The sequence below is a fragment of the Pseudomonas coleopterorum genome (genome assembly GCF_900105555.1).
GTDB lineage: Bacteria > Pseudomonadota > Gammaproteobacteria > Pseudomonadales > Pseudomonadaceae > Aquipseudomonas > Aquipseudomonas coleopterorum.
Genome location: NZ_FNTZ01000001.1, coordinates 3,857,627 through 3,880,227 on the forward strand (window position 1 = coordinate 3,857,627; position 22,601 = coordinate 3,880,227).

The 22,601-nt window shown below is 62.0% G+C and carries 19 protein-coding genes and 1 pseudogene; 8 read left to right on the forward strand and 12 right to left on the reverse strand.

Annotated elements, in window-relative coordinates; translation table 11 throughout:
• Nucleotides 1-6 precede the first annotated feature (6 nt).
• A complete protein-coding gene (ribF, locus tag BLV18_RS17350) occupies nt 7-942 on the reverse strand; it encodes a bifunctional riboflavin kinase/FAD synthetase (protein WP_090360364.1) in 936 nt (311 codons plus the stop codon).
• 111 nt (nt 943-1,053) lie between these two features.
• Nucleotides 1,054-2,592: a murein biosynthesis integral membrane protein MurJ gene (gene murJ / locus BLV18_RS17355; RefSeq protein ID WP_090362389.1), complete on the reverse strand. Its 1,539-nt coding sequence runs from the start codon at nt 2,590-2,592 to the stop codon at nt 1,054-1,056.
• A 252-nt stretch (nt 2,593-2,844) separates the two neighbouring features.
• On the opposite strand from murJ, the gene rpsT reads away from it, so the two are divergent.
• Nucleotides 2,845-3,123 (forward strand): 30S ribosomal protein S20, encoded by a 279-nt coding sequence (gene rpsT, locus BLV18_RS17360; RefSeq protein ID WP_043192805.1) that lies wholly within the window; start codon nt 2,845-2,847, stop codon nt 3,121-3,123.
• Nucleotides 3,124-3,287: 164 nt separating this feature from the next.
• Here rpsT and BLV18_RS17365 read toward each other — a convergent pair whose 3' ends face one another.
• The 5 genes from BLV18_RS17365 to rplU form a co-directional block, all read right to left on the reverse strand.
• Complete coding sequence (locus BLV18_RS17365; RefSeq protein ID WP_090360367.1) at nt 3,288-3,749, reverse strand: CreA family protein; 462 nt, start codon at nt 3,747-3,749, stop codon at nt 3,288-3,290.
• 19 nt (nt 3,750-3,768) lie between these two features.
• Entirely contained in the window at nt 3,769-4,887 is a 1,119-nt protein-coding gene (gene proB / locus BLV18_RS17370) for a glutamate 5-kinase (protein ID WP_090362392.1), read from the reverse strand.
• 165 nt (nt 4,888-5,052) lie between these two features.
• Entirely contained in the window at nt 5,053-6,273 is a 1,221-nt protein-coding gene (gene cgtA / locus BLV18_RS17375; protein ID WP_090360369.1) for an Obg family GTPase CgtA, read from the reverse strand.
• A 185-nt stretch (nt 6,274-6,458) separates the two neighbouring features.
• Nucleotides 6,459-6,716: a 50S ribosomal protein L27 gene (rpmA, locus tag BLV18_RS17380; RefSeq protein ID WP_008371588.1), complete on the reverse strand. Its 258-nt coding sequence runs from the start codon at nt 6,714-6,716 to the stop codon at nt 6,459-6,461.
• Between the two features lie 34 nt (nt 6,717-6,750).
• Nucleotides 6,751-7,065 carry a 50S ribosomal protein L21 gene (gene rplU / locus BLV18_RS17385; RefSeq protein ID WP_003176051.1) on the reverse strand — a complete coding sequence of 105 codons (315 nt, stop codon included), beginning with the start codon at nt 7,063-7,065 and terminating at the stop codon, nt 6,751-6,753.
• Between the two features lie 331 nt (nt 7,066-7,396).
• Between rplU and BLV18_RS17390 the strand changes: the two genes are divergently transcribed.
• The 3 genes from BLV18_RS17390 to BLV18_RS17400 all read left to right on the forward strand — a co-directional run bounded on the left by BLV18_RS17390 (nt 7,397) and on the right by BLV18_RS17400 (nt 9,241).
• Nucleotides 7,397-8,365 carry a polyprenyl synthetase family protein gene (locus BLV18_RS17390; protein WP_056844079.1) on the forward strand — a complete coding sequence of 323 codons (969 nt, stop codon included), beginning with the start codon at nt 7,397-7,399 and terminating at the stop codon, nt 8,363-8,365.
• 148 nt (nt 8,366-8,513) lie between these two features.
• On the forward strand, nt 8,514-8,855 hold the full coding sequence (locus BLV18_RS17395; protein ID WP_056844078.1) for a zinc ribbon domain-containing protein YjdM: 342 nt from the start codon (nt 8,514-8,516) through the stop codon (nt 8,853-8,855).
• A 143-nt stretch (nt 8,856-8,998) separates the two neighbouring features.
• A complete protein-coding gene (locus BLV18_RS17400; RefSeq protein WP_043192798.1) occupies nt 8,999-9,241 on the forward strand; it encodes a PA4570 family protein in 243 nt (80 codons plus the stop codon).
• A 268-nt stretch (nt 9,242-9,509) separates the two neighbouring features.
• Here the strand turns inward: BLV18_RS17400 and bamJ are convergent, their stop codons facing one another.
• From bamJ to BLV18_RS17420, 4 genes are all read right to left on the reverse strand, one after another.
• Nucleotides 9,510-10,127, reverse strand: coding sequence for a BamJ family beta-barrel-assembly machinery protein (gene bamJ / locus BLV18_RS17405; protein WP_090360372.1), 618 nt, complete (start codon nt 10,125-10,127; stop codon nt 9,510-9,512).
• Between the two features lie 138 nt (nt 10,128-10,265).
• Nucleotides 10,266-10,754, reverse strand: a complete 489-nt coding sequence (locus BLV18_RS17410) for a TIGR00645 family protein (RefSeq protein ID WP_090360375.1) — start codon at nt 10,752-10,754, stop codon at nt 10,266-10,268.
• A gap of 101 nt (nt 10,755-10,855) precedes the next feature.
• Nucleotides 10,856-11,194 carry a PA4575 family protein gene (locus BLV18_RS17415; RefSeq protein WP_090360378.1) on the reverse strand — a complete coding sequence of 113 codons (339 nt, stop codon included), beginning with the start codon at nt 11,192-11,194 and terminating at the stop codon, nt 10,856-10,858.
• A 150-nt stretch (nt 11,195-11,344) separates the two neighbouring features.
• A complete protein-coding gene (locus tag BLV18_RS17420) occupies nt 11,345-13,786 on the reverse strand; it encodes a Lon protease family protein (protein ID WP_049860936.1) in 2,442 nt (813 codons plus the stop codon).
• A 225-nt stretch (nt 13,787-14,011) separates the two neighbouring features.
• Here BLV18_RS17420 and BLV18_RS17425 point away from each other — a divergent pair, with 225 nt between their 5' ends.
• From BLV18_RS17425 to BLV18_RS17435, 3 genes are all read left to right on the forward strand, one after another.
• Nucleotides 14,012-14,500 carry a DUF3015 domain-containing protein gene (locus tag BLV18_RS17425; protein ID WP_049860935.1) on the forward strand — a complete coding sequence of 163 codons (489 nt, stop codon included), beginning with the start codon at nt 14,012-14,014 and terminating at the stop codon, nt 14,498-14,500.
• A gap of 70 nt (nt 14,501-14,570) precedes the next feature.
• Nucleotides 14,571-16,424 (forward strand): Lnb N-terminal periplasmic domain-containing protein, encoded by a 1,854-nt coding sequence (locus BLV18_RS17430; protein WP_090360380.1) that lies wholly within the window; start codon nt 14,571-14,573, stop codon nt 16,422-16,424.
• Between the two features lie 207 nt (nt 16,425-16,631).
• Entirely contained in the window at nt 16,632-17,129 is a 498-nt protein-coding gene (locus BLV18_RS17435; RefSeq protein WP_056844074.1) for a GreA/GreB family elongation factor, read from the forward strand.
• Nucleotides 17,130-17,192: 63 nt separating this feature from the next.
• On the opposite strand, the gene ettA is transcribed toward BLV18_RS17435, so the two are convergent.
• The gene (ettA, locus tag BLV18_RS17440) at nt 17,193-18,857 is read right to left on the reverse strand and encodes an energy-dependent translational throttle protein EttA (protein ID WP_049860932.1); all 1,665 of its coding nucleotides are present in this window, start codon (nt 18,855-18,857) and stop codon (nt 17,193-17,195) included.
• A 1,087-nt stretch (nt 18,858-19,944) separates the two neighbouring features.
• Here ettA and BLV18_RS17445 point away from each other — a divergent pair.
• Nucleotides 19,945-22,563: pseudogene (locus tag BLV18_RS17445) on the forward strand (sensor domain-containing protein); the annotation flags it as partial.
• Nucleotides 22,564-22,601 lie beyond the last annotated feature (38 nt).

The following is a 22,601-nucleotide window of genomic DNA, read 5'->3' on the forward strand; positions in this document are numbered from 1 at the left end:
TTCAATTTAAGCGGTTGGCTTGGCCCAGTGGGCACGCGCGGCGGCGACATCCGCATCGATCGCCGACTTCAGCGCCTCCAGCGAGGCGAAACGCTGCTCATCACGCAGCTTGTGGTGGAACGCCACCGTTAAATGCCGGCCATAGAGGTCACCGGCAAAGTCCAGCAAATGCACTTCCAGGTGGGCACTGCCATCACCTGCAACGGTTGGCCGCACGCCTATGTTGGCGACTCCCGGCCAGGTCTTGCCATCGATGTCGACACTCACCAGGTAGACCCCGGTCAGCGGCACGCGACGGCGCTTGAGTTGCACATTGGCAGTGGGCCAGCCCAGTTGGCGGGCCAGCTTTTGCCCATGCAGGACCCTTCCTTCGATGCAGAAGGGTCGGCCGAGCAGTTGCTCGGCACGTTCGAAATCGGCCGACGCCAGGGCCTTGCGGACCTGGGTGCTGCTCACCCGCTGACCGTCCAGTTCAACGGTCTGCGCCGCCTCGACGGTAAAGCCTTGAAGGCTGCCGGCCTGGGTCAGGAAATCGAAGTCTCCTGCCCGGTCGCAGCCGAAACGAAAGTCGTCGCCAACTTCGAGGTGCTTCACGCCCAGGCCGTCGATCAGGATGGTATCGACGAACTCCGAGGCGCTGAGCTGGCTCAGGCGCTTGTTGAAGGCCAGGCACAGCACCAGATCGACCTGCTCGTCGGCCAGCAGCTGCACTTTGTCACGCAACCGGGCCAAGCGGGCCGGCGCGGTCTGTGGACTGAAGTATTCGCGCGGCTGGGGCTCGAAGATCACTACGCAGCTGGGCACACCCAACTCCCGGGCACGCTCGCGCAGCCGCGCCAGGATAGCCTGATGGCCGCGGTGGACACCGTCGAAATTGCCAATGGTGGCGGCGCAGCCCCGATGCTGGGGCCGCAGATTGTGAAGGCCTCGAACCAGCTGCATAACGCGCTTCTTGCTCATAAAGTGGTCGATTATAACCATACCCACGCGCCGACGACAGGCAACAGCGTGCATGGATGTTCGCTAATGCACAAAACCGCTGGCACCCAAGGATCAGGCCAGCCCGCGGCGAGCGAAGTCCTTGAGGCGGAAGCCCATGGCCAACAACATTCCGAAATACACTAGCACGCCTGTCAACACCAGCAGCCCCAGGCGCAGGAAGCGTTCGAGCATCTGGCCGTCAGCCCATGCCGGCATGTACTGCAGCAATACCAGCAAGGCGACGGCCATGGCCAGTACGGCGATGCCCAGCTTGCATAAAAAGACGGTCCAGCCCGGCTGCGGTTGAAACAGGTCCTGCTGGCGCAGTTTCCAATACAGCAGCCCGGCGTTCAGGCAGGCACCCAGGCTGATGGCCAGCGCCAGGCCAGCGTGCTGCAGGTGGCTGATGAACATCAGGTTGAAGACCTGCGTAGCCACCAGCGTGAAGAGCGCGATCTTCACCGGCGTACGGATGTTCTGCTGCGCATAGAAACCCGGCGCCAGCACCTTGATCAGGATGATGCCCAACAGACCGATGGAATAGGCGATCAGTGCGCGCTGGGTCATGGCCGCATCCAGGGCGGTGAATTTGCCGTACTGGAACAAGGCCACGGTCAACGGCTCGGCAAGCAATGCCAGGGCCACGGCGCAAGGCAGCACCAGCACGAAGCACAGACGCAGCCCCCAGTCGAGGATGCGCGAGTACTCATGGCGGTCCTTGTTGGCGTAGGTCTTGGAAAGGGTCGGCAACAGAATGGTACCCAGCGCCACCCCCAGCACGCCCGAGGGCAGTTCCATCAGACGGTCGGCGTAGTACATCCACGAGACCGAGCCTGCTACCAGAAAAGAGGCGAAGATGGTGTTGATGATCAGCGATATCTGGCTGACCGACACCCCGAGAATGGCCGGTAGCATCTGCTTCATCACACGCACCGCGCCGGTGTCGCGCAGGCTCAGACGCGGCAGTACCAGCAGGCCGAGCCTTTTCAGATGCGGCAGTTGATACAGCAGCTGCGCCAGTCCGCCCGCCAGGACCGCCCAGCCGAGCGCCATCACCGGCGGATCGAAATACGGCGTGAGGAACAGGGCGAACAGGATCATCGACACGTTGAGCAGCGTAGGCGTGAAGGCCGGCACCGAAAAGCGGTTGTAGGTATTGAGGATCGCACCGACGAAGGACGACAGCGAGATCAGCAATATATAAGGAAAGGTCACCCGCAGAAGGTCGGTGGTGAGATGGAATTTCTCCGGCGTGTCGGCGAAGCCCGGCGCGGTGGCCCAGATGACCCAGGGCGCGGCCAGGATCCCGGCCACCGTGACCAGCGCCAGGGCCAGGGTCAACAGGCCGGCGACGTAGGCAATGAAGGTACGCGTGGCCTCCTCGCCCTGCTGGTTCTTGTACTCGGCGAGAATCGGCACGAAGGCCTGGGAGAACGCGCCCTCGGCGAAGATCCGGCGCAGCAGGTTCGGCAGTTTGAAGGCGATGAAAAAGGCGTCGGTGGCCATGCCGGCGCCGAAGATGCGCGCGATGATGGTGTCGCGGACGAAGCCCAGCACCCGCGAAACCATGGTGATGGAGCTGACCGCGGCCAGGGATTTGAGTAGATTCATCGAAAGTTTTTCATGCCCGTTGACGAAGAGCAGGCCCATATCCGGCCCAGGTGTGCGATACTCCGCGCCGCATCAGCAGGCAGAGCCAAAACCTCGCGAGTGTACAGGTCACGGGCCAGAAGTGAATCACTTCGACACCGACCGACCACTTAGCGGATCGTTTCACGTACCCTTGACAACCAACTCGTTGATGGGCATGATTCGCGGCCTTATTTGTTTGCTATTTCAAAAAGTCTTTCGAGGAGCTCGACGGTGGCCAACTCACCTTCCGCCAAAAAACGTGCAAAACAGGCTGAGAAGCGTCGCAGCCACAACGCCAGCCTGCGTTCCATGGTTCGCACCTACATCAAGAATGTAGTCAAAGCCATCGACGCAAAAGACGCCGAAAAAGCACAAGCTGCTTATGTTCTGGCCGTGCCAGTTATCGACCGTATGGCCGATAAAGGCATCATCCACAAGAACAAGGCTGCTCGTCACAAAGGCCGTCTGAATGGCCACATCAAAGCACTGAACCAGGCTGCTGCTGCCTGATCAGCTGTACGATGTAGAAAAAGCCGACCCCAGGGTCGGCTTTTTTGTGCCTGCATGAAAGAGGCAATATTGATGTAGCCCCTTTCGCGGCCGATGACCGCTCCTACGGTGGTGTGGATTTTCATCCGTAGGAGCGGTCATCGGCCGCGAAAACCACGCCGCAATTATTCGGTGGTCCAGGGACGAATGGGGATGGCGGTCACGGCGTTCTGCGGGCTGCCTTCGATCATGCGGTCGCTGTAGACCAGGTACACGAGCGCGTTGCGCTTCTTGTCGTGGAATCGAACCACCTGCATAGTCTTGAACACCAGCGACGTGCGCTCCTTGAATACCTCCTCGCCTTCCTTCAAGTTGTCCGGCAACTGGATCGGCCCGACCTGGCGACAGGCGATGGACGCCTCGGCGCGGTCTTCGGCCAAGCCCAGACCACCCTTCACCCCGCCCGTCTTGGCGCGCGAAAGGTAGCAGGTCACACCCGGCACCTTGGGATCATCGAATGCTTCGACGACGATCCGGTCATTGGGACCGACAACCTTGAACACCGTGGACACCTGACCGATTTCCTCGGCATTCGCCAGCATCGGCAGGCACAACAGCGTGGCCGCAAGGGCCTTGAGCACATTCATCGAAACGTTCCTGTAGGGATCAAACGAGGATCAGGTTGTCGCGGTGCACCAGCTCGGGCTCGGCCATGTAGCCCAGCAAGCGCTCGATGACGTCCGACGACTGACCGATGATTTTCTGTGCTTCGAGCGCACTGTAGTTGGCCAGGCCGCGGGCGATTTCACGACCGTCCGGCGCCACGCACACTACCATCTCACCGCGCCTGAAGCTGCCCTGCACCACTTTCACACCCACCGGCAGCAGGCTCTTGTGGCCACCGGTCAGGGCCTGCACGGCCCCGTCGTCGAGCACCAGAGTGCCACGAGTCTGCAGATGCCCGGCGAGCCACTGCTTGCGCGCAGCCAGCATTTCACGCTCGGGCGACAGCAGCGTACCCAGGCGATCGCCAGCCTTGAGCCGATCGAGCACACGCTCGATACGGCCGCCGACGATTACCGTGTGCGCTCCGGAGCGCGCGGCCAGGCGCGCGGCGCGCAACTTGGTCTGCATGCCGCCGCGGCCCAGCGCACCGCCGGTACCGCCAGCGACGGCGTCGAGCGACGGATCGTCGGCGCGCGCCTCGAAGATCAGCTGGGCATCGGGGTTGGTGCGCGGGTCGGCATCGAACATGCCGTCGCGGTCGGTGAGAATGACCAGCAGGTCCGCTTCCACCAGGTTGGCCACCAAAGCAGCCAGGGTGTCGTTGTCACCGAAGCGGATCTCGTCGGTGACCACGGTGTCGTTTTCGTTGATGACCGGCACCACGCCCAGCTCGACCAGCGTACGCAGCGTGCTGCGCGCATTGAGGTAGCGCTTGCGATCGGACAGGTCGTCGTGGGTGAGGAGAATCTGGGCGGTGTGTCGGCCATGCTCGGCGAAGCTCGACTCCCAGGCCTGCACCAGACCCATCTGGCCGATAGCCGCGGCCGCCTGCAATTCGTGCATGCCACTGGGGCGCTTGGCCCAGCCAAGGCGACTCATGCCGGCCGCCACTGCACCCGAAGACACTAGTACCAACTCGACCCCGGCGTTGTGCAAAGCAACCATCTGCTCGACCCATACGCCCATCGCCGCGCGATCCAGACCCTTGCCGTCCGCGGTCAGCAGCGCACTGCCGATCTTCACGACCCAGCGCTGCGCGCCCGTCACCTTGCTCCGCATCATCTGCCAACCTTTGCCCGGTAGAAAAACAAAAACGCCGCTCATGGTGAGCGGCGTCTAGTTTAACACCGAGGATGCCCGGCGATGCGATTGGGTGCGTGGATCGCGGTGACCTCTTCGCGGGCAGAGGGCTCGGCCCGCGAAGGCGCACGCCAGGTCGGCCGATCAATCGCGGACGTAGATGATTTCCGGGCCGTCTTCGGTGTCTTCTTCGTCCCAGTCGTCGTCATCGCCGATGTCGTGGACGCTCTTCACGCCGCTGCGACGCAGCGCGCGCTGGTCGTCCAGCGCCTGCAGCTGGGCGCGCGCTTCGTCTTCGATGCGCTGATCGAGTTCGGCCAGCTCGTCGGCATAGGCCGGATCGCGTGCCAGACGGTCGGCACGGTCTTCCAGGTAGCGCATGATGTCACGGCTCAGGCGCTCGGTACCTTCCTTGGCGATGGCCGAGATCACATAGACCGGACCTTCCCACTCCAGGCGATCGACGATCTCCTTGACGCGCTCTTCGTGCTCTTCTTCCAGGATCTGGTCGCACTTGTTGAGCACCAGCCAACGCTCACGCTCGGCCAGCGACGGGCTGAACTTGACCAGCTCGTTGACGATCACTTCGGCGGCGTCGGCAGCACTGGTTTCATCCAGCGGCGCCATGTCGACCAGGTGCAGCAGGATGCGGGTACGCGCCAAATGCTTGAGGAATCGGATGCCCAGACCGGCACCGTGGGAAGCCCCCTCGATCAGACCGGGAATGTCGGCCACGACGAAGCTCTTCCAGCGGTCGACACTCACCACGCCCAGGTTCGGCACCAGGGTGGTGAACGGGTAATCGGCCACCTTGGGCTTGGCTGCAGACACCGAGCGGATAAAGGTGCTTTTACCGGCATTGGGCAGGCCCAGCAGACCGACGTCGGCCAGCACTTTCATCTCCAGCTTGAGATCGCGCTGCTCGCCTGGCTTGCCTGGGCTGGTCTGGCGCGGCGCGCGGTTGGTACTGGATTTGAATCGGGTATTGCCCAGGCCGTGCCAGCCACCATGGGCCACGAGCAGGCGCTGACCGGCCTTGACCAGGTCGCCGATGACTTCCTGAGTGGAGGCGTCGATCACCGTGGTACCTACCGGCACGCGCAACTCCAGGTCTTCACCCTTCTTGCCGGTGCAGTCGGTGCTGCCGCCGTTGGCGCCGCGCTCGGCATCGAAGTGGCGGGTATAACGGTAGTCGACCAGGGTGTTGAGGTTTTCGTCGGCGATCATGTAGATCGAGCCGCCATCACCACCGTCGCCGCCGTTGGGGCCGCCATTCTCGATGAATTTTTCGCGGCGAAAGCTCATGCAGCCGTTGCCACCATCACCCGCCTTCACGCGGATGGACACTTCATCTACAAACTTCATTAAAAATACGCCTCTCGCCGCCAGGGCGAGCCAATGAACCTGAAACGTAAGGCTCTTGCAAAAATGAGCGCGGCAAACCCGTCAATGACTCACGTACCGACAGCCCATGCAAACCTTTGCAAGAGACTCACTCCATAAACGAAAAAGCCCCGTCGCAAGACAGGGCTTCTCCAGCGACGTCGCGATTAGGCTGCGACAACGCTCACGTAACGACGACCGAAGGCGCCCTTTACTTCGAACTTGATCACGCCTGCGACTTTCGCGAACAGGGTGTGATCTTTACCCATGCCAACGCCGTAGCCAGCGTGGAATTGGGTGCCGCGCTGACGCACGATGATGTTGCCTGGGATGATAGCCTGGCCGCCATACATCTTCACGCCAAGGCGTTTGGCTTCTGAGTCGCGACCGTTACGGGTACTACCACCAGCTTTTTTGTGTGCCATGAGTCAATTCTCCTAGTGAGGAATTAGGCTGAAATTACGCCTGAATACCGGTGATTTTGATCTCGGTGTACCACTGGCGGTGGCCCATGCGCTTCATGTGGTGCTTACGACGACGGAACTTGATGATGCGGACCTTATCGTGACGACCTTGGGAAATCACTTCAGCCACAACGGTAGCGCCGGCAACCACTGGAGCGCCGATGTTCACGTCGTCGCCATTGGCGACCAACAGAACGCGATCAAAGGTAACGGATTCGCCGGTGGCGATTTCCAGTTTTTCGATCTTCAGGTATTCACCTGGGGCGACCTTGTATTGCTTGCCACCGGTAACGATTACTGCGTACGACATGGTATTTCTCCGATAATCCTGCTCACCCAGCTCTTTATAAGTAGAGTGTCGGCTGGCATGGCTGCATGGGTTGGAACGCCCCAAATGCAATTGCGTAAGGCAGGTGCTGCCCAGGAAGTTCAGGGTGCGCGATTGTACGCAAGCCATGAACCGCTGACAAGAGGCCGCCAGTCGCCCGAACGGTTGGGCGCTGCGGGCAAAACGATGCCGGCGCAGGTTCACGACCAGCTTCCTGCCCGGCATACGGGCGTTGCGGGCCACGGACGCGCCTTGACACGCTCCAACCCGCGTCCTAGCATGCCGCGCAACCCTTCTGGAGCGACTCTCGCTGATGCAACCCCAAGCTTTCTACCGCGCGGTGGCGGACGATTTCAGCGCCGTCGACGAGATCATCAAGAAGCAGCTGACCTCGCGTGTGCCGCTGGTATCGACGATCAGCGACTATATTACCTCCTCCGGAGGCAAGCGCCTGCGCCCGCTGCTGGTGTTGCTCGCTGGCAAAGCCCTGGGCCATCAAAGCGATGACCTGCGGCTGCTGGCGGCCACCATCGAGCTGCTGCACACCTCGACCCTGCTGCATGATGACGTGGTCGACATGTCTGGCATGCGTCGCGGCCGCTCCACCGCCAACGCCAAGTGGGGCAATGCTCCGAGCGTGCTGGTCGGCGACTTTCTCTATTCGCGCTCTTTCGAAATGATGGTCGAGCTGGGCTCGATGTCGGTGATGAAGATTCTTTCACACGCCACACGCATCATCGCCGAGGGCGAAGTGCTGCAGCTGTCCAAGGTACGGGACGCCAGCACCACCGAAGAGATCTACATGGAAGTGATCCGCGGCAAGACCGCGATGCTCTTCGAAGCCTCGGCGCACAGTGCGGCAGCGCTCACCGGCGCCAGCGCCGAACAGTGCGAGGCGCTGCGCACATTTGGTGACCACCTGGGTGTTGCGTTCCAACTGGTCGACGATCTGCTCGATTATCGCGGCGACGCCGAGACCCTGGGCAAGAATGTGGGTGATGACCTGGCCGAGGGCAAGCCGACCTTGCCGCTGATCTACACCATGCGTGAAGGTAACGCCGAACAGGCAGCGCTGGTGCGGCAGGCGATCCAGAAAGGCGGGATCGAGGATCTGGAGCGCATCCGTGTGGCGGTCGAGGACTGCGGGGCGCTGGATTACACCGCGCGTCTGGCCCGCGATTATGTGTCCAAGGCCATTGCCCAGCTGGAAGTGCTGCCTGCCAGCCAGTATCGGGATGCATTGATCGAGCTCAGCGAGTTTGCGGTGGCGCGTACGCACTGATTCGGTGGTGCGCCCTTCGCGGGCAGAGGGCTCGCCGCCCGCCCCGCTCCCACAACTGCCCCTCTCTGCGGTAGCCCTTTCCTACAAGGGCTTCGCCTGCAAAAACCCTATATACTGCGTGCCTTTATTCTCTACCTCGAGGAATCTCGTGAGCACGCTGCCGCCCTGCCCCAAATGCCAATCCGAATACACCTACGAAGACGGCACCCAGCTGATCTGCCCTGAATGCAGCCATGAATGGTCGGCAACCGGCGAAGAAAGTGCCGACGGCGATGCCTTGGTGATCAAGGATTCGGTGGGCAACGTTTTGGCTGACGGTGACACCATCACCGTGATCAAGGACCTCAAGGTCAAGGGCTCTTCGCTAGTGGTCAAGGTCGGTACCAAGGTGAAGAACATTCGCCTGTGCGACGGTGACCATGATATCGATTGCAAGATCGATGGCATCGGCGCCATGAAGCTCAAGTCCGAGTTCGTGCGCAAAGTCTGACGTACAGCCCGACCAGCGGTCCGAGCCGTCGTGAGGCGGCCGGCAAGGCTTTCAGGGGCGCAATGCCCGGCGATGGCAAATAGTCTCTTGCTATTATTTTAATAAGAATTATTCTCATTGAAACCCTTTCAAGGAGAATTTCCATGACCTATCTGATCGACGCCTGGCTGGACCGCCCACATCCCTACCTGCGCATCCTGCATCGTGATACTGGCGAAGTCTGTGCCGTGCTCGGCGAAGACGCGTTGGATGAACTGCGTGATCAGGGGGATCTGGATCTGCATGGTTTGAGCTCCAGCGAGCCTGTGGTGTTGAAGGAGTTGGTGCGCAACCTCTTTCTGTTCTGCTACGCCCGCGCATTGCGGCCAATGGGGGAATTGCACTGAGGGTGCGGGGCGTCTGAGGGACCGCATGTACCGCCGACGCGGCTTGCGCCGCTGCTACAGGGATCGCGTGGCGCCGGATGCGGCTGAGAGTGAGGGGCGCCGAATGTCGCGCGGTGGGGCCGGACGCGGCTTGCGCCGCTGCTACAAGGCAGGGGGGCGTGATGGGGGAGGACGCGGCTTGCGCCGCTGCTACAGGGAGCGCGTATCTGTGTAGCAGCGGCGCGAGCCGCGTCGGGGTCGTGCGGTGCCTCTGGATTACTCCGAGGCGTTACAGGACTTCCAGCAGTTCCACATCGAACACCAGCACGCTGTGCGGCGGGATGCTACCGACGCCCTGGGCGCCGTAGGCCAGTTCGCTGGGAACGTGTACGCGCCACTTGCTGCCGGCAGGCATCAGTTGCAGGGCTTCGGTCCAGCCAGCGATCACGCCGTTGACCGGGAACTCGGCTGGCTCGCCACGGTTGTAGGAGCTATCGAACACAGTGCCGTCGGTCAGGGTGCCGTGGTAGTGAACACGTACGGTGCTGTCGCCGGACGGCTTGCTGCCTTCGCCGGTGCTCAGCACTTCGTACTGCAGGCCACTGGCCGTGGTGGTGATTTCGGCACGCTTGGCGTTTTCCGCCAGGTACGCCTTGCCTTCGCCTGCTGCGGCTTCGGCCTTGGCCTGCTGTTCAGCCTGCATGATCTCGCGGATGACCTTGAAGCTGGCATTGAGCTCTGCTTCGCTCACACGGCTTTCATGACCGCGGAACGCGTCGGTCAGGCCGACCAGAATGGCGTCCAGACTTACACCCGGTGGCGGGTTGTCGCGAAGCTGGCCACCCAGTTGGCGGCCAATGCCATAGCTCACACGGGTTTCGTCGGTCGACAGTTGTACTTCGGACATCAGGCTGCTCCGCTGCGGGGTCGCGTAGGAATCTTCATCCAGAGATGAAGGACGCGCCCAGATAAAAGGGTAGGAAGACTAGCACAATGGCCGCCTCCCTTTCAGCAGGGCGCTGTCGGAACCAGATGTGAAGCGCGATTAGTGCTTGGTCAGCTTGTCCAGATAGCCCATGGCGAAGGCCGAGACGACGAAGGTCATGTGGATGATTACGTACCACATCAGGTACTGCGGTTCGATGTTCTTGGCATCCATGAACACGCGCAGCAGATGGATGGAGGAAATGGCCACGATCGAAGCGGCTACCTTCATCTTGAGGGAAGAGGAATCCATCTTGCCCAACCAGCTGAGCTTCTCTACGCCATCTTCGATGTCCAGCTGCGAAACGAAGTTCTCATAGCCGGAAATCATCACCATCACCAGCAGACCGCCCACCAGCGCCATGTCGATGAGCGAGAGCAGCACCAGAATCACTTCGGATTCGGCCATGGCGAAGATGTTGGGCAGGACATGGAAGATTTCCTGGAAGAATTTCAGGGCCAGCGCCAGCAGTCCCAGCGACAGGCCGACGTAGATCGGCGCCAGCAACCAGCGCGAGGCGTACATGGTTTTTTCGACGAAGCGTTCCATTGAAGCTCACAGGGTGGTGGAAATTGGCGCCGATTATAGCCACGCGCAGGACAAAGCACGACGTGCGACGGTGTGTCGCAGCCGTGTGCAATGCAGGCAGATCAGTGTTCAGGGAGCCGGTAGCGAACGCTCGGCGTGCCACGTTGCCCATTGAGTGCGCGCAACTGGCGTTGCAGGTGCACGGCCCACATCTGTGGGTCATCGCTGAGGCTGTAACCGTGCAGCGTCAGGCTGTCGACGATGGCCTCCAGCACGGCTTCGGCAGCCAGCGGGCCATGGAAAGGTCCCTGCGCCTTGAGTGCGCTGGGTTGCTCGCCCGCCATGCCGGCAGCGAACAACAGCGTCCACAGGCCATTCTCTCCCGCCAGCGGACGAACACTGCATTCGATCCGGGTCATCAGGCCCAGGCATTGACGGTTGAGGCTCAGGCTGCGGGCCATGGCCACCCTCCTCTGGCATACACCATTGCCCCGTAGAGCCGGGGGCGGCTCGCGAGGGGTCATGATTGGAGCATAGAAGGGATTGACCGCTGGCTCTGGTTCAGCTGACGGATGGCGCTGCCCGCCAGCTGTCCCCTACCCTATAGGGATCTACACCGTCGGCCGGACCTCGACCAGCTCTTCCAGCGCCTGTTCCTTTTCAGCTTCCTTGAGGTCTTCTTCGCTGATCATTTCCGCAATGACCCGCAGCCGCTCCACCACACGGGCGTTGATGCTGCCCTCGGGGAACGCGCCGTTCTCGTCAGGCTCACCGGCAGGCTCGCCCGCCAGCAGGCTCAGCGCCTCGTCGGCCTGGCGCACGGCGTAGACGTGGAACTTGCCGTCGCGCACCGCCTGCAGGACCTTTTCGTCGAGCATCAGTGTGGCCACGTTGGCCTGGGGTATGATTGCGCCCTGCTCGCCGGTCAGGCCACGGGCCTCGCACAGACGGAAGAAGCCCTCGATCTTCTCGTTGACGCCTCCCACAGCCTGCACTTCACCGAACTGATTGATCGAGCCGGTGATCGCGAAACACTGCTTGAGCGGCATCTTCGACAGCGCCGAGATCAAGGTGCAGGCCTCGCCCAGAGATGCGCTGTCGCCATCCACGTACCCGTAGGACTGCTCCAAGGCGATGCTGGCAGAAATGGCCAGGGGAAACTCCTGCGCGTAGCGGCTGCCCAGGTAGCCGGTGAGGATCATCACGCCCTTGGAGTGGATCGGTTGGCCCAGGTTGACCTCGCGTTCGATGTCGACGATGCCGCTGCCGCCCGGGTACACCGTGGCCGAAATACGCGCCGGTACACCGAACGCTGAATCGCCCACTTCCAGTACCGTCAGCCCGTTGCATTTGCCCACCGCAGCGCCGGTGGTGTCGATCAGGATGATGCCGGCCAGCATGTCGTCGAGGATACGCGCCGAAACCCGACCGGTGCGGGTCGCCTTGGCCTTGAGCGCGCGCTCGATGTGACCGGCGTCGGTGCGCTCTTCATTGGCCAGGTGGCGGATGAAGTCCGCCTCGCTGACCAGCTGGAACAGATCACCGATGCGTGCCGACAGACGCCCCTGGTTTTCCGCCAGGCGAGCACTGTACGTGGCCAGGCGCGCGACGGCGTCACCGGTCAGCGGCGCCATGCCCTCCTCCGAGGTGCGGGTCTTGAGCAGCTGGGCGAACTGCTCCAGGCTCTCGTCGACCATGGGGATGTCTTCATCGAAGTCCACCAGGACGCGGAACATCTCCTGGAAGTCGGGATCGTGGTCCTGCAGCGCGTAATACAGCTGACGAGCGCCGATGATGATGACTTTTACCTGCAAGGGAATCATCTGCGGTGTCAGCGTGACGGTGGCCAGGCGCCCGAACTCGCCCAGTGGCGATTCCATCTTCAGCTTGCGCGATTGCAGGGCGCGCTTGAGCGCATCCCAGACGAAGGGTTCACCCAGCATCTTCTCGGCTTCCAGGATCAGGAAGCCACCGTTGGCGCGGTGCAGTGCGCCGGGGCGCAGCTGCTTGTAGGTGGTGTAGAGCGCGCCCTGATCGGTGCTGTATTCGATCCGGCCGAACAGGTTGTCGTAGGTAGGGTGCGGTTCGAACACCACCGGCGCGCCACCGCTCTGGTGGTGACCGACAACCAGGCTGGGGCTGTACTGTTCTTCCAGCAGCTTGCGGGCCTGGGCGTCGGCCTTGCTGTCATCGACCAACTGCTCGACCACGGTCTTGAGCAGGTTGACCTGGATGGCCTGCAGGTAGCCGCACACGGCGGCGTTCTCGGCATACTTTTCCGACAACGGCGCCAGCAGCGGTTGCAGGGCCAGGGTGATGGTCTCTTCGTTGAGCTGACGCAACTGGTTGCTCGACTCGCGCTTCCACTGCGGCAGGCTGGCCAGTTCTTCGTTGAGACGCTCTTCCAGATTGGAAATATCGGTGTGAAACCGCTCGCGGTCAGCTTCGGGCAACTGGGCGAATTCGGCTTCGTCCAGGGCCTTGCCGTCGAGCATCGGGGTGAAGGCGATGTTGCTGCTGTCGCGGTACAGCGCGATGTCCTTTTCCAGCGACAACTTTTCGATCACATCCAGGGCGCGGTCATAGCGCTGATTGAACGCACGGTCGATGGCGCTTTTACGCTGCTGGTAGGACGGGTGTTCGAACACCGCCGGGAAAGTCGCCAGCAGGTTGTCGATGAGTGCACCGATGTCGCCGATGAAGGCGCCGGCGCTGCCAGGCGGCAGTTCGAGGGCGCGCGGTTCGCGCGGCTCGTCGAAATTGTTGACGTAGACCCAGTCGGCCGGGGTCTGCAGGCGCTTGCCTTCGGCCTTGAGGTAGCGTTTGACGAACGAGAAGCGGCCGGTGCCGGGCTCGCCCATGACGAATACGTTGTAGCCGGGGCGCGGCATGGCGACACCGAACTGCAATGCCTCGACGGCGCGTTCCTGACCCAGTACGCCACGAAAGGGCTCCAGGTCGTTGGTGGTGGTGAAGTTGAACTGTTCAGCTGAAAACGGGCGGGTCAGTGCCTCGGGCGCAAGACGCAGGCTGGCAGCTACAGAATCGGGCATCGGGCATCCTTACTTCGGCGGGACAGATGCTGTCATTCTGGGCGCTTCTGTAGCGACGGCGCAAGCTGCACCGGGGCTTGCCGAGCGAGGCTGCAACTTAGTCATTTCGTGCGGAACTGCAACGCTTGCCTAAACTCCAAGTTACGCGGTCGGCCCAATAACCGACCCGTCCTGGTTCGCCAGGCATTAGACCCTCAGTAAGCACATCAAAAAGAGAACAACGCTATGAAACGGATTCTGCTGGGTACTCTGTTCGCCGCCGTCTCGATCAACGCCATGGCGCAAGCGCCCGGTGGTCCGGATTGCGGTTGGGGCAACATGTTGTTCGAAGGCCAGCGCGGCACGCCTGCGCACTTCCTGGCTTCCACCACCAACGGCACTTCGGGCAACGCCACCTTCGGCATGACCTCGGGCACCAACGGTTGCTCGACCAACGCGGCACTGACTTACGGCGGTAAATCCTGGATTGCCATGAATGGCATGATGGACGAGCTGTCCGAAGACATGGCCAAGGGCCAAGGCGAAGCACTGACCACCTATGCCGTGGTACTGGGCGTCGCTCCCGAAGACCGTGCCTACTTCCAGTCGGTCACCCACGAGCACTTCCAGCAGATCTTCAGCAGCGCCGACACCACCGCTGAAGACGTGCACAGCAACACCATCGCCGTTCTGAAAAACGATCCACGTCTGGCCAAATACGCCACCCAGGCTTAAGCTCGACCCGCCCGCTCCTTTCGGGGCGGGCATCCCCCCTTTTCCGATTTCGCCGAACTAGTTGCCGACCATGCTCAAACGCCTTGCCTCCCTGGCGCTCTGCGTGTGCGCCCCGCTGCACGCCGCTCCGCACATCGACGCTCAGCGTCTGCAACAATTGGCGAACGATCCCTACTGGATTTCCGTCGGCCACTACGAGCGCGGCAAGCTCGGCGGCTGGCGCAGCTATGTCGATGACCGCAAATTCTTTCTGGCCGACGACGGCGCGCACCATCCGGACGCCGAACTGCAGGCTACGTTGCAGGCGATCTATGCACCTGCGGGCAGCGGCGACAAGCATGCGCAGTGTGTGTTTCCTGCGCGCACCCGCTGGCTGCGGCAACAGCTGGGCCTGACTGACCTGCCGAACGTGGAGTGTGCCGAATTCACCAAGTGGTTCTCGGACGTGGCGCCTCACAGCGCCGTGCTGATTTTCCCGGCGGCGTACCTGAACAGCCCTTCCTCGATGTTCGGGCACACCCTGTTGCGCATCGATCAGGCCGATGTGCAGAGCAACAACACTGCCTTGCTCAGCTATGCGATCAACTTTGGCGCCTACGTCGAAGGCAGCGACAACAGCATTCTGTATGCATGGAAAGGGTTGGCCGGGGGCTATCCGGGCTTGTTCGCCCTGGTGCCCTACCAGGAAAAGCTCTCCGAGTACCGCAGCCTGGAAAACCGCGACCTGTGGGAGTACCGGCTCAACCTCACACCTGAAGAGACCGGGCGCATGGTCGAGCATGTGTGGGAACTCAAGCAGGTGCAGTTCGATTATTTCTTCTTTGACGAAAACTGCTCGTATCGCCTGCTCGAACTGCTCCAGGTGGCCCGGCCGGGCCTGGACCTGACTTCGCAGTTCCCCCTGACCGCCATTCCCACGGACACCGTGAAAGCGGTGAAAGCGGCCGGCCTGGTCGAGAAGATCGATTACCGTGCGTCCCGCGAGCGGGAACTGCTCGAACGCGCCAAGCCGCTGGACAGCAGCGAACAGCAATGGGTGCAGAAGATTGCCGCCGATACGGCGCAGATCGACAGCGAAGGCTTCCAGGCCTTGGGCAAGGATCGCCAGGCACTGATCCAGGATGCCGCCTTTCGCTTGGAACGCTACCGGGCCACCGGCCAGGAGCGCGATCCGGCGCGGACCCAGCGCAGCTTCCAACTGCTGCGTGCGATCAATCGCAATCCGCCACCTCCGCTGGCCATCGACCGTCCCGGCTTGCCCGAGGACGGCCATCAGTCGCGGACCTGGAGCGCGGGTGTCGGCACTCGCGGCGATACCGCGTTCGCCGAGTACGGCCTGCGCATGGCCTATCACGACCTCAATGACAACGCCGAAGGGTTTCCGCTGGGCGCGCAGATCGAGATTCTCGGCCTGAAAGTGCGCCAGTACGAAGGCAACAAATGGCAGGTGCAGCAACTGGATCTGGCTACGATCCGCTCGCTGACGCCGCGCAACGAGCTGCTGCAGCCGCTGTCCTGGCAAGTGACCGGCGGTCTGGAACGGGTGCTGGGCAAACACGGTGACGAGAACCTGGTCTCCCATGTCAATGGCGGCGCCGGTGGCACTTGGCAGCTCAGCGAACAGGTGCTGGGCTTCGCCCTGGGCACGGTGCGGGTGGAGCACAACAACGACTTCGCCCAGTTCGTCGCGCCAGCGGCGGGATTCAACAGCGGTGTGCTGTGGAAGAACGCCCTAGGCAACTTCAGCCTCGAAGGCAAGGGCGACTACTTTGCCAATGGCGAGGTGCGCCGCAGCCTGAGCCTGAACCAGCAGTGGGAAGTGTCCCGCAACCTGGGGCTGCGCCTGAGCGCGCAACGCGATTTCAGCCATCTGAGCTCGCCACGCAACGAGGTCATGCTCGAGGTCAAGTGGTACCACTACTAGCCGGGTGCTTGGCTCTGCCTGGAAGCGTTCGAGGCAACGGTGGCGAATGCAACTATGACCGGATATTGCGGCCTAACCTGTACAAGCAGTGGTTACTGTAGGAGTCATGCTGGCTTGCGACACCTGGCTGCGGCCATGGGTTGTCTTTGGATTCGCGGCACTCCTGCGCTCAGGGCGATCAATACCGCCCCATAAGGGAGGAATATCATGAGCAGGGCATTCGTCAATGAAGACCACGCTGCCGCTCAGGCGACTCAACCCGTTGAACGCCTGATCAGCACCCAGCCCAATTACGTAACTGCCAGCGGGCTGGCCCAGCTGCAGGCGCGGGTTACCGAAGTGCAGATCCTGCAGGCCGAGCAGACGGCGATGGGCGAGCGCGCCGATCGTCAGCGCATGGCCGATCTGGAACGGGACATGCGCTACTACCAGCACCGCCTGCAGCACGCCCAGGTGGTAGCACCCATCACCTCTACGGCAAAAGTGCAGATCGGCAGCTGGGTTACTTTTGCCGACGATCAAGGTGTCGAGCAGCGTGTGTGCCTGGTAGGCGAGGATCAAGCGGATGCGGGCGTTGGCCTGATCAACTGGGCCTCGCCCCTGGGTCGGGCGCTGCTGGGTGCGGAAGTAGGTGAAGAGCGCGTCTGGCGACGTCCGGCGGGCGATCTCACCGTGGAAATCACGGGTATTCAGACAGGGCCGTGAGCCCCTGACCGTCCTCGATCGTCAGACAAAAAAATGGGGCCCTTTTCAGGGCCCCATTTTCGTTTACGCCAGCTTCTTGTGGCGAACACGGTGCGGCTGAGCAGCCGCCTCACCCAGGCGTTTCTTGCGATCGGCCTCGTACTCGGTGTAGTTGCCTTCGAAGAACACCGCTTGGGAGTCATCCTCGTAGGCCAGGATGTGCGTGGCCACACGGTCCAGGAACCAGCGATCGTGAGAGATCACGATGGCTGCGCCCGGGAAGTCCAGCAAGGCTTCTTCCAGCGAGCGCAGGGTTTCCACGTCGAGGTCGTTGGACGGTTCGTCGAGCAGCAGGACGTTGCCACCCTCCTTGAGAGTCAACGCCAGGTGCAGGCGACCGCGCTCACCACCGGACAGGTCCTTGACGAACTTCTGCTGGTCGCCGCCCTTGAAGTTGAACCGGCCGACATAGGTGCGTGAAGGGATTTCGTAGTTGCCGATGCGGATCTGGTCGGAGCCGTCGGAGATCTGCTGGAACACCGACTTGCTGCCGTCCAGGTCGTCGCGGCTCTGGTCGACACAGGCCAGTTGCACGGTTTCGCCGATTTCGATGGAGCCCGAGTCCGGCTGTTCCTTGCCCATGAGCATACGGAACAGGGTCGATTTACCCGCACCGTTACCGCCGATGACGCCGACGATCGCGCCCTTGGGCATGGCGAACGACAGGTTGTCGATCAGCACGCGGTCGCCATAGCCCTTGGTGACGTTCTTGAACTCGATGACCTTGTCGCCCAGGCGCGGACCGGCCGGGATGTAGATCTCGTTGGTTTCCGAACGCTTCTGGAATTCCTGCGACTGCATTTCCTCGAAGCGCTGCAGGCGCGCCTTGGATTTGGACTGGCGGGCCTTGGCGCCTTTGCGCACCCATTCCAGTTCTTCCTTCATGGCCTTTTCATGGGCCGACTGTTGCTTGGATTCCTGAGCCAGACGATCGGACTTGGCTTCGAGCCAACCCGAGTAGTTGCCTTCGTAGGGAATGCCGGCGCCCCGGTCGAGTTCGAGAATCCAGCCAGCGACGTTGTCGAGGAAGTACCGGTCGTGGGTGATCGCCACCACGGTGCCGGGGAAGTCGTGCAGGAAGTGCTCCAGCCAGGCCACGGAATCGGCGTCCAGGTGGTTGGTCGGCTCGTCGAGCAGCAGCATGTCGGGGGCCGACAGCAGCAGGCGGCACAGGGCCACGCGGCGCTTCTCGCCACCGGACAGGTGCTCGACCTTGGCATCCCAGGCCGGCAGGCGCAGAGCATCGGCGGCGACTTCCAGCTGGCGCTCCAGGTTGTGGCCATCGCTGGCCTGCAGGATGGCTTCCAGCTTGGCCTGTTCGGCGGCCAGCTTGTCGAAGTCGGCATCCGGCTCGGCGTAGGCGGCGTAGACTTCGTCCAGGCGAGCCTGGGCGTCCTTGATCACGCTGACCGCTTCCTCGACCACTTCACGCACGGTCTTGGTCGGGTCCAGCTGAGGTTCCTGAGGCAGGTAGCCGACGTTGAGCTCGGGCATCGGCCGGGCTTCGCCGTCGAATTCCTTGTCGACACCGGCCATGATCTTGAGCAGGGTGGATTTGCCCGAGCCGTTCAGGCCGAGCACGCCGATCTTGGCGCCGGGAAAAAAGGACAGCGAGATGTTCTTGAGGATTTCCCGCTTCGGCGGAACGACTTTGCTCAGCCGATGCATGGTGTAGACGTATTGAGCCATGGAATGAACCTGGATAAAGAAGGTGCGAGATAGAGGATGGAAGCTTGGGCCCCCGCAAGGTGTTCAAAGCTACCGGAATGCGGGAGTCAGGGCAAACCAGTGCGTGCCTTGCGCGGCGCGCGACACCGCTACAGAAATCTAGCCGGGCCTGGGCGCTACAGCTTATAGTGCGAGGTGTAACACGCATGATTCATGTGCCCATGCCTGGGTACACGCCTATGCCTGCCCACGACTGTCATATCGCAGGATGTTCAGTTTGCCCAATCTCAATCAGCCGTCCTCCTTGCGCCCGCCTGTCCAAGGATCAGGTACTCCGCTGCACGGCACGTTGAAGGGCGCGCTGGCATTGCTGGTGTTGATGCTGCTGATGCTGCTGTTCTGGCAGCTGTTCGATCAGTTCCAGCGTACCCAGACGGACCAACGCCAGCACAGCATCGACTCCAGTGCGGACCTGGCCGATCACGTCAACCTGAACATGGCGCTCAATGCGCAGATCGTGCTCAACCAGCTGCTCACTACCCAGCCCTTCCCCAGCGCCCGGGAACGTGCCGAAACCGTTACCCGTATACGTCGCTCGGTGCCCGAGCTGCAAAGCCTGGCCTGGCTCAGCGGCGATGCCCGAATCATCGCCGACACCCTGCTGGAAGCGAACGACGATGCTTTCATCACCGCTCTGGTCAGCCGCCTGGATGGCGACAGCCACTACTACACCAACAGCACGGCGGCAGACCTGGTCTATCTGCTGATCCGCCAGCCCGGTGAAAACACCAACGGCTACTGGTTGCTGCGCATGAGCCCGATCGTTATCAGTCGGCTCATTCACCAGGTCGAACGTGGGCAGAATCCAAGCTGGGTCTTGGAAAACCATGCCGACAAACACGTCATCGGCCGCGCCGACCTTGCCCCGTTCAGCGCTACGGAACTGAGCAGCGCCGAGCTAAACCAAAGTGTGCTGGTGACCCAGCTGAGCCACAGCGACTGGCAATTGCGCAGCCTGTTCAACGCCCGTCAGGCACGCTTGGCATTGCTGCCACCGCTGGTGGGTAAATGCCTGCTGGGCCTGCTGATTTCGCTGGTGCCGTTGCTGGCGCTGTTGAGCATGCGCCGCCGTCAGCGCGAACTCAACGAAGAGCGTCGGCGCTATCGGGACATCTTCGAGGGCGCCGGCGTGGCGCTGTGCGTGCTCGATCTATCGGGTGTGCTGCCATTGTTCGAACGGGTGGGGTTGAACGAGCGCACCGATCTTGGGCGGTGGCTGGAGGACAATCCGGCAACCTGTCAGGAGCTGTTGCAGGCACTGCGCATCACCGAAGTGAACCACGTTGCCCTGCGCGTGCTGCAGGTGCACACGAACGACCAGGCGTGGCGCAAGCTGATCGAAGGCTGGTCGGACCGGGCCACTGGCATCGGCCATCAATTGATCGGGGCCCTGCTGCAGCGCCAGCAGCAATTGGAGCTGGAAATCCGTCTGGACAATCAACAGGGCCACGATCAATACCTGTGGGTGACGGTGCGCTTTCCCGAGCACGCCAAGGATTACCACGCGGTCATTCTCAGTATCACCGACGTTACCAGCCACAGGACCGCGAGCGAATCGCTGCGCCAGAGCGAAAAACGCCATCGCATGCTCGCCGAAAGCATCAGCGACGTGATCTTTTCCACCAACAACCGCATGGAGCTGAACTACGTCAGCCCTTCGGTGCAGACGGTGCTGGGCTTCGACGCGGACTGGGTGATGCAGAACGGCTGGCAGGGCATGCTGGCCAATCCTGCACAGCTGACGGGTATCAACGCGCTGCTGACCCAGGTCCACCAGGCGCTGCATGCGCCGGCCGAGCTGGCGGCCCTGCGCAGCGACCTCAAGACTCAGGTGTTCATGTTCGACTGCCTGCGCAACGACGGCCGCAAGATTCCCATCGAGCTGCGCCTGGTGTTGATCTGGGACACCCAGGGGACTTTCGAAGGCATTCTGGGCGTGGGTCGCGACGTCAGCCAGCAACGTCGCGCCGAAAAGGACCTGCGCATGGCCGCCACGGTGTTCGAGCATTCGACGTCGGCGATTCTGATCACTGATCCGGCGGGCTACATCGTGCAGGCCAACGAGGCCTTCAGCCGTGTCAGCGGTTATGCCGTGGCCCAGGTGCTGGACCAGTTGCCGAACATGCTGACCGTGGATGACCAGCAGGAAGCGCACCTGCGTTACGTGCTCAAGCAACTGCAACAGCGCGGCACCTGGGAAGGCGAGGTCTGGCTCAAGCGGCGCAACGGCGAGCACTACCCGGCCTGGGTCGGCATCACTGCGGTGCTCGACGACGAAGGCGACCTGGCCAGCTATGTGTGCTTCTTCAGCGACATCAGCGAGCGCAAGGCCAGTGAGCAGCGTATTCATCGCCTGGCCTACTACGATGCCCTGACACACCTGCCCAACCGCACGCTGTTCCAGGACCGCCTGTACAACGCCCTGCAGCAAGCCGAGCGGCAGCAGTCGTGGGTGGTGCTGATGTTCCTCGACCTCGACCGTTTCAAGCCGATCAACGACTCCCTCGGCCACGCCGCCGGTGACCGCATGCTCAAGGACATGGCCACGCGTCTGCTGGGCTGCGTCGACGATGACGACACGGTGGCGCGCATGGGCGGCGATGAGTTCACCCTGCTGCTGCAACCGCGCGCCACCCGCGAGCTGGCGTTGAATCAGGCCATTCATGTGGCGGAGCAGATTCTCGGCAGCCTGGTCAAACCCTTCGTGCTGGAGGGCCGCGAGTTCTTCGTTACCGCCAGTGTGGGCATCGCCTTGAGCCCTCAGGACGGCGGCGAGCTGAGTCAACTGATGAAGAACGCCGACACCGCGATGTACCACGCCAAGGAGCGAGGCAAGAACAACTTCCAGTTCTACCAGGCCGACATGAACGCCACGGCCCTGGAGCGTCTGGAGCTGGAAAGCGACTTGCGCCACGCCCTGGAGCAACAGGAGTTCGTGCTGTACTACCAGCCGCAGTTCAGCGGCGACGGCAAACGCCTGACCGGTGCCGAAGCCTTGTTGCGCTGGAATCACCCACGCCGTGGCCTGGTGCCGCCGGTCGAGTTCATCCCGGTGCTCGAAGAGCTCGGCCTGGTGGTGGATGTGGGCGACTGGGTCCTGGCCGAGGCTTGTCGCCAGCTCAAGGCCTGGCACCTGGCCAAGGTGCGCGTGCCCAAGATCTCGGTGAACATCTCTGCGCGGCAGTTCGCCGATGGTCAGTTAGGCAATCGCATCGCCCGGATGCTGGAAATCACTGGTCTGCCACCGGCGTGCCTGGAGCTGGAACTGACCGAGAGCATCCTGATGCGCGAGGTCAACGAAGCCATGATGATCCTCGACACCTTGAAGAATCTTGGCCTGAGCATTGCGGTCGACGATTTCGGCACCGGCTATTCGTCGCTCAACTATCTGAAGCAGTTCCCCATCGACGTGCTGAAGATCGACCGTACCTTCGTCGATGGCCTGCCGTCCGGCGAGCAGGATGCGCAGATTGCGCGGGCGATCATCGCCATGGCGCACAGCCTGAATCTCTCGGTCATCGCCGAGGGCGTGGAAACCCATGAACAGTTGGAGTTCCTGCGCGAGCATGGCTGCGATGAGGTGCAGGGCTACCTGTTCGGGCGCCCGATGCAGGCCCATCGCTTCGAGACTCAGTTCAGCAACGACGCGCTGTTTCTGCTTCAGTGACTACGGGCAGGATCTGACGACGTAGGAGCGGTCTGTGG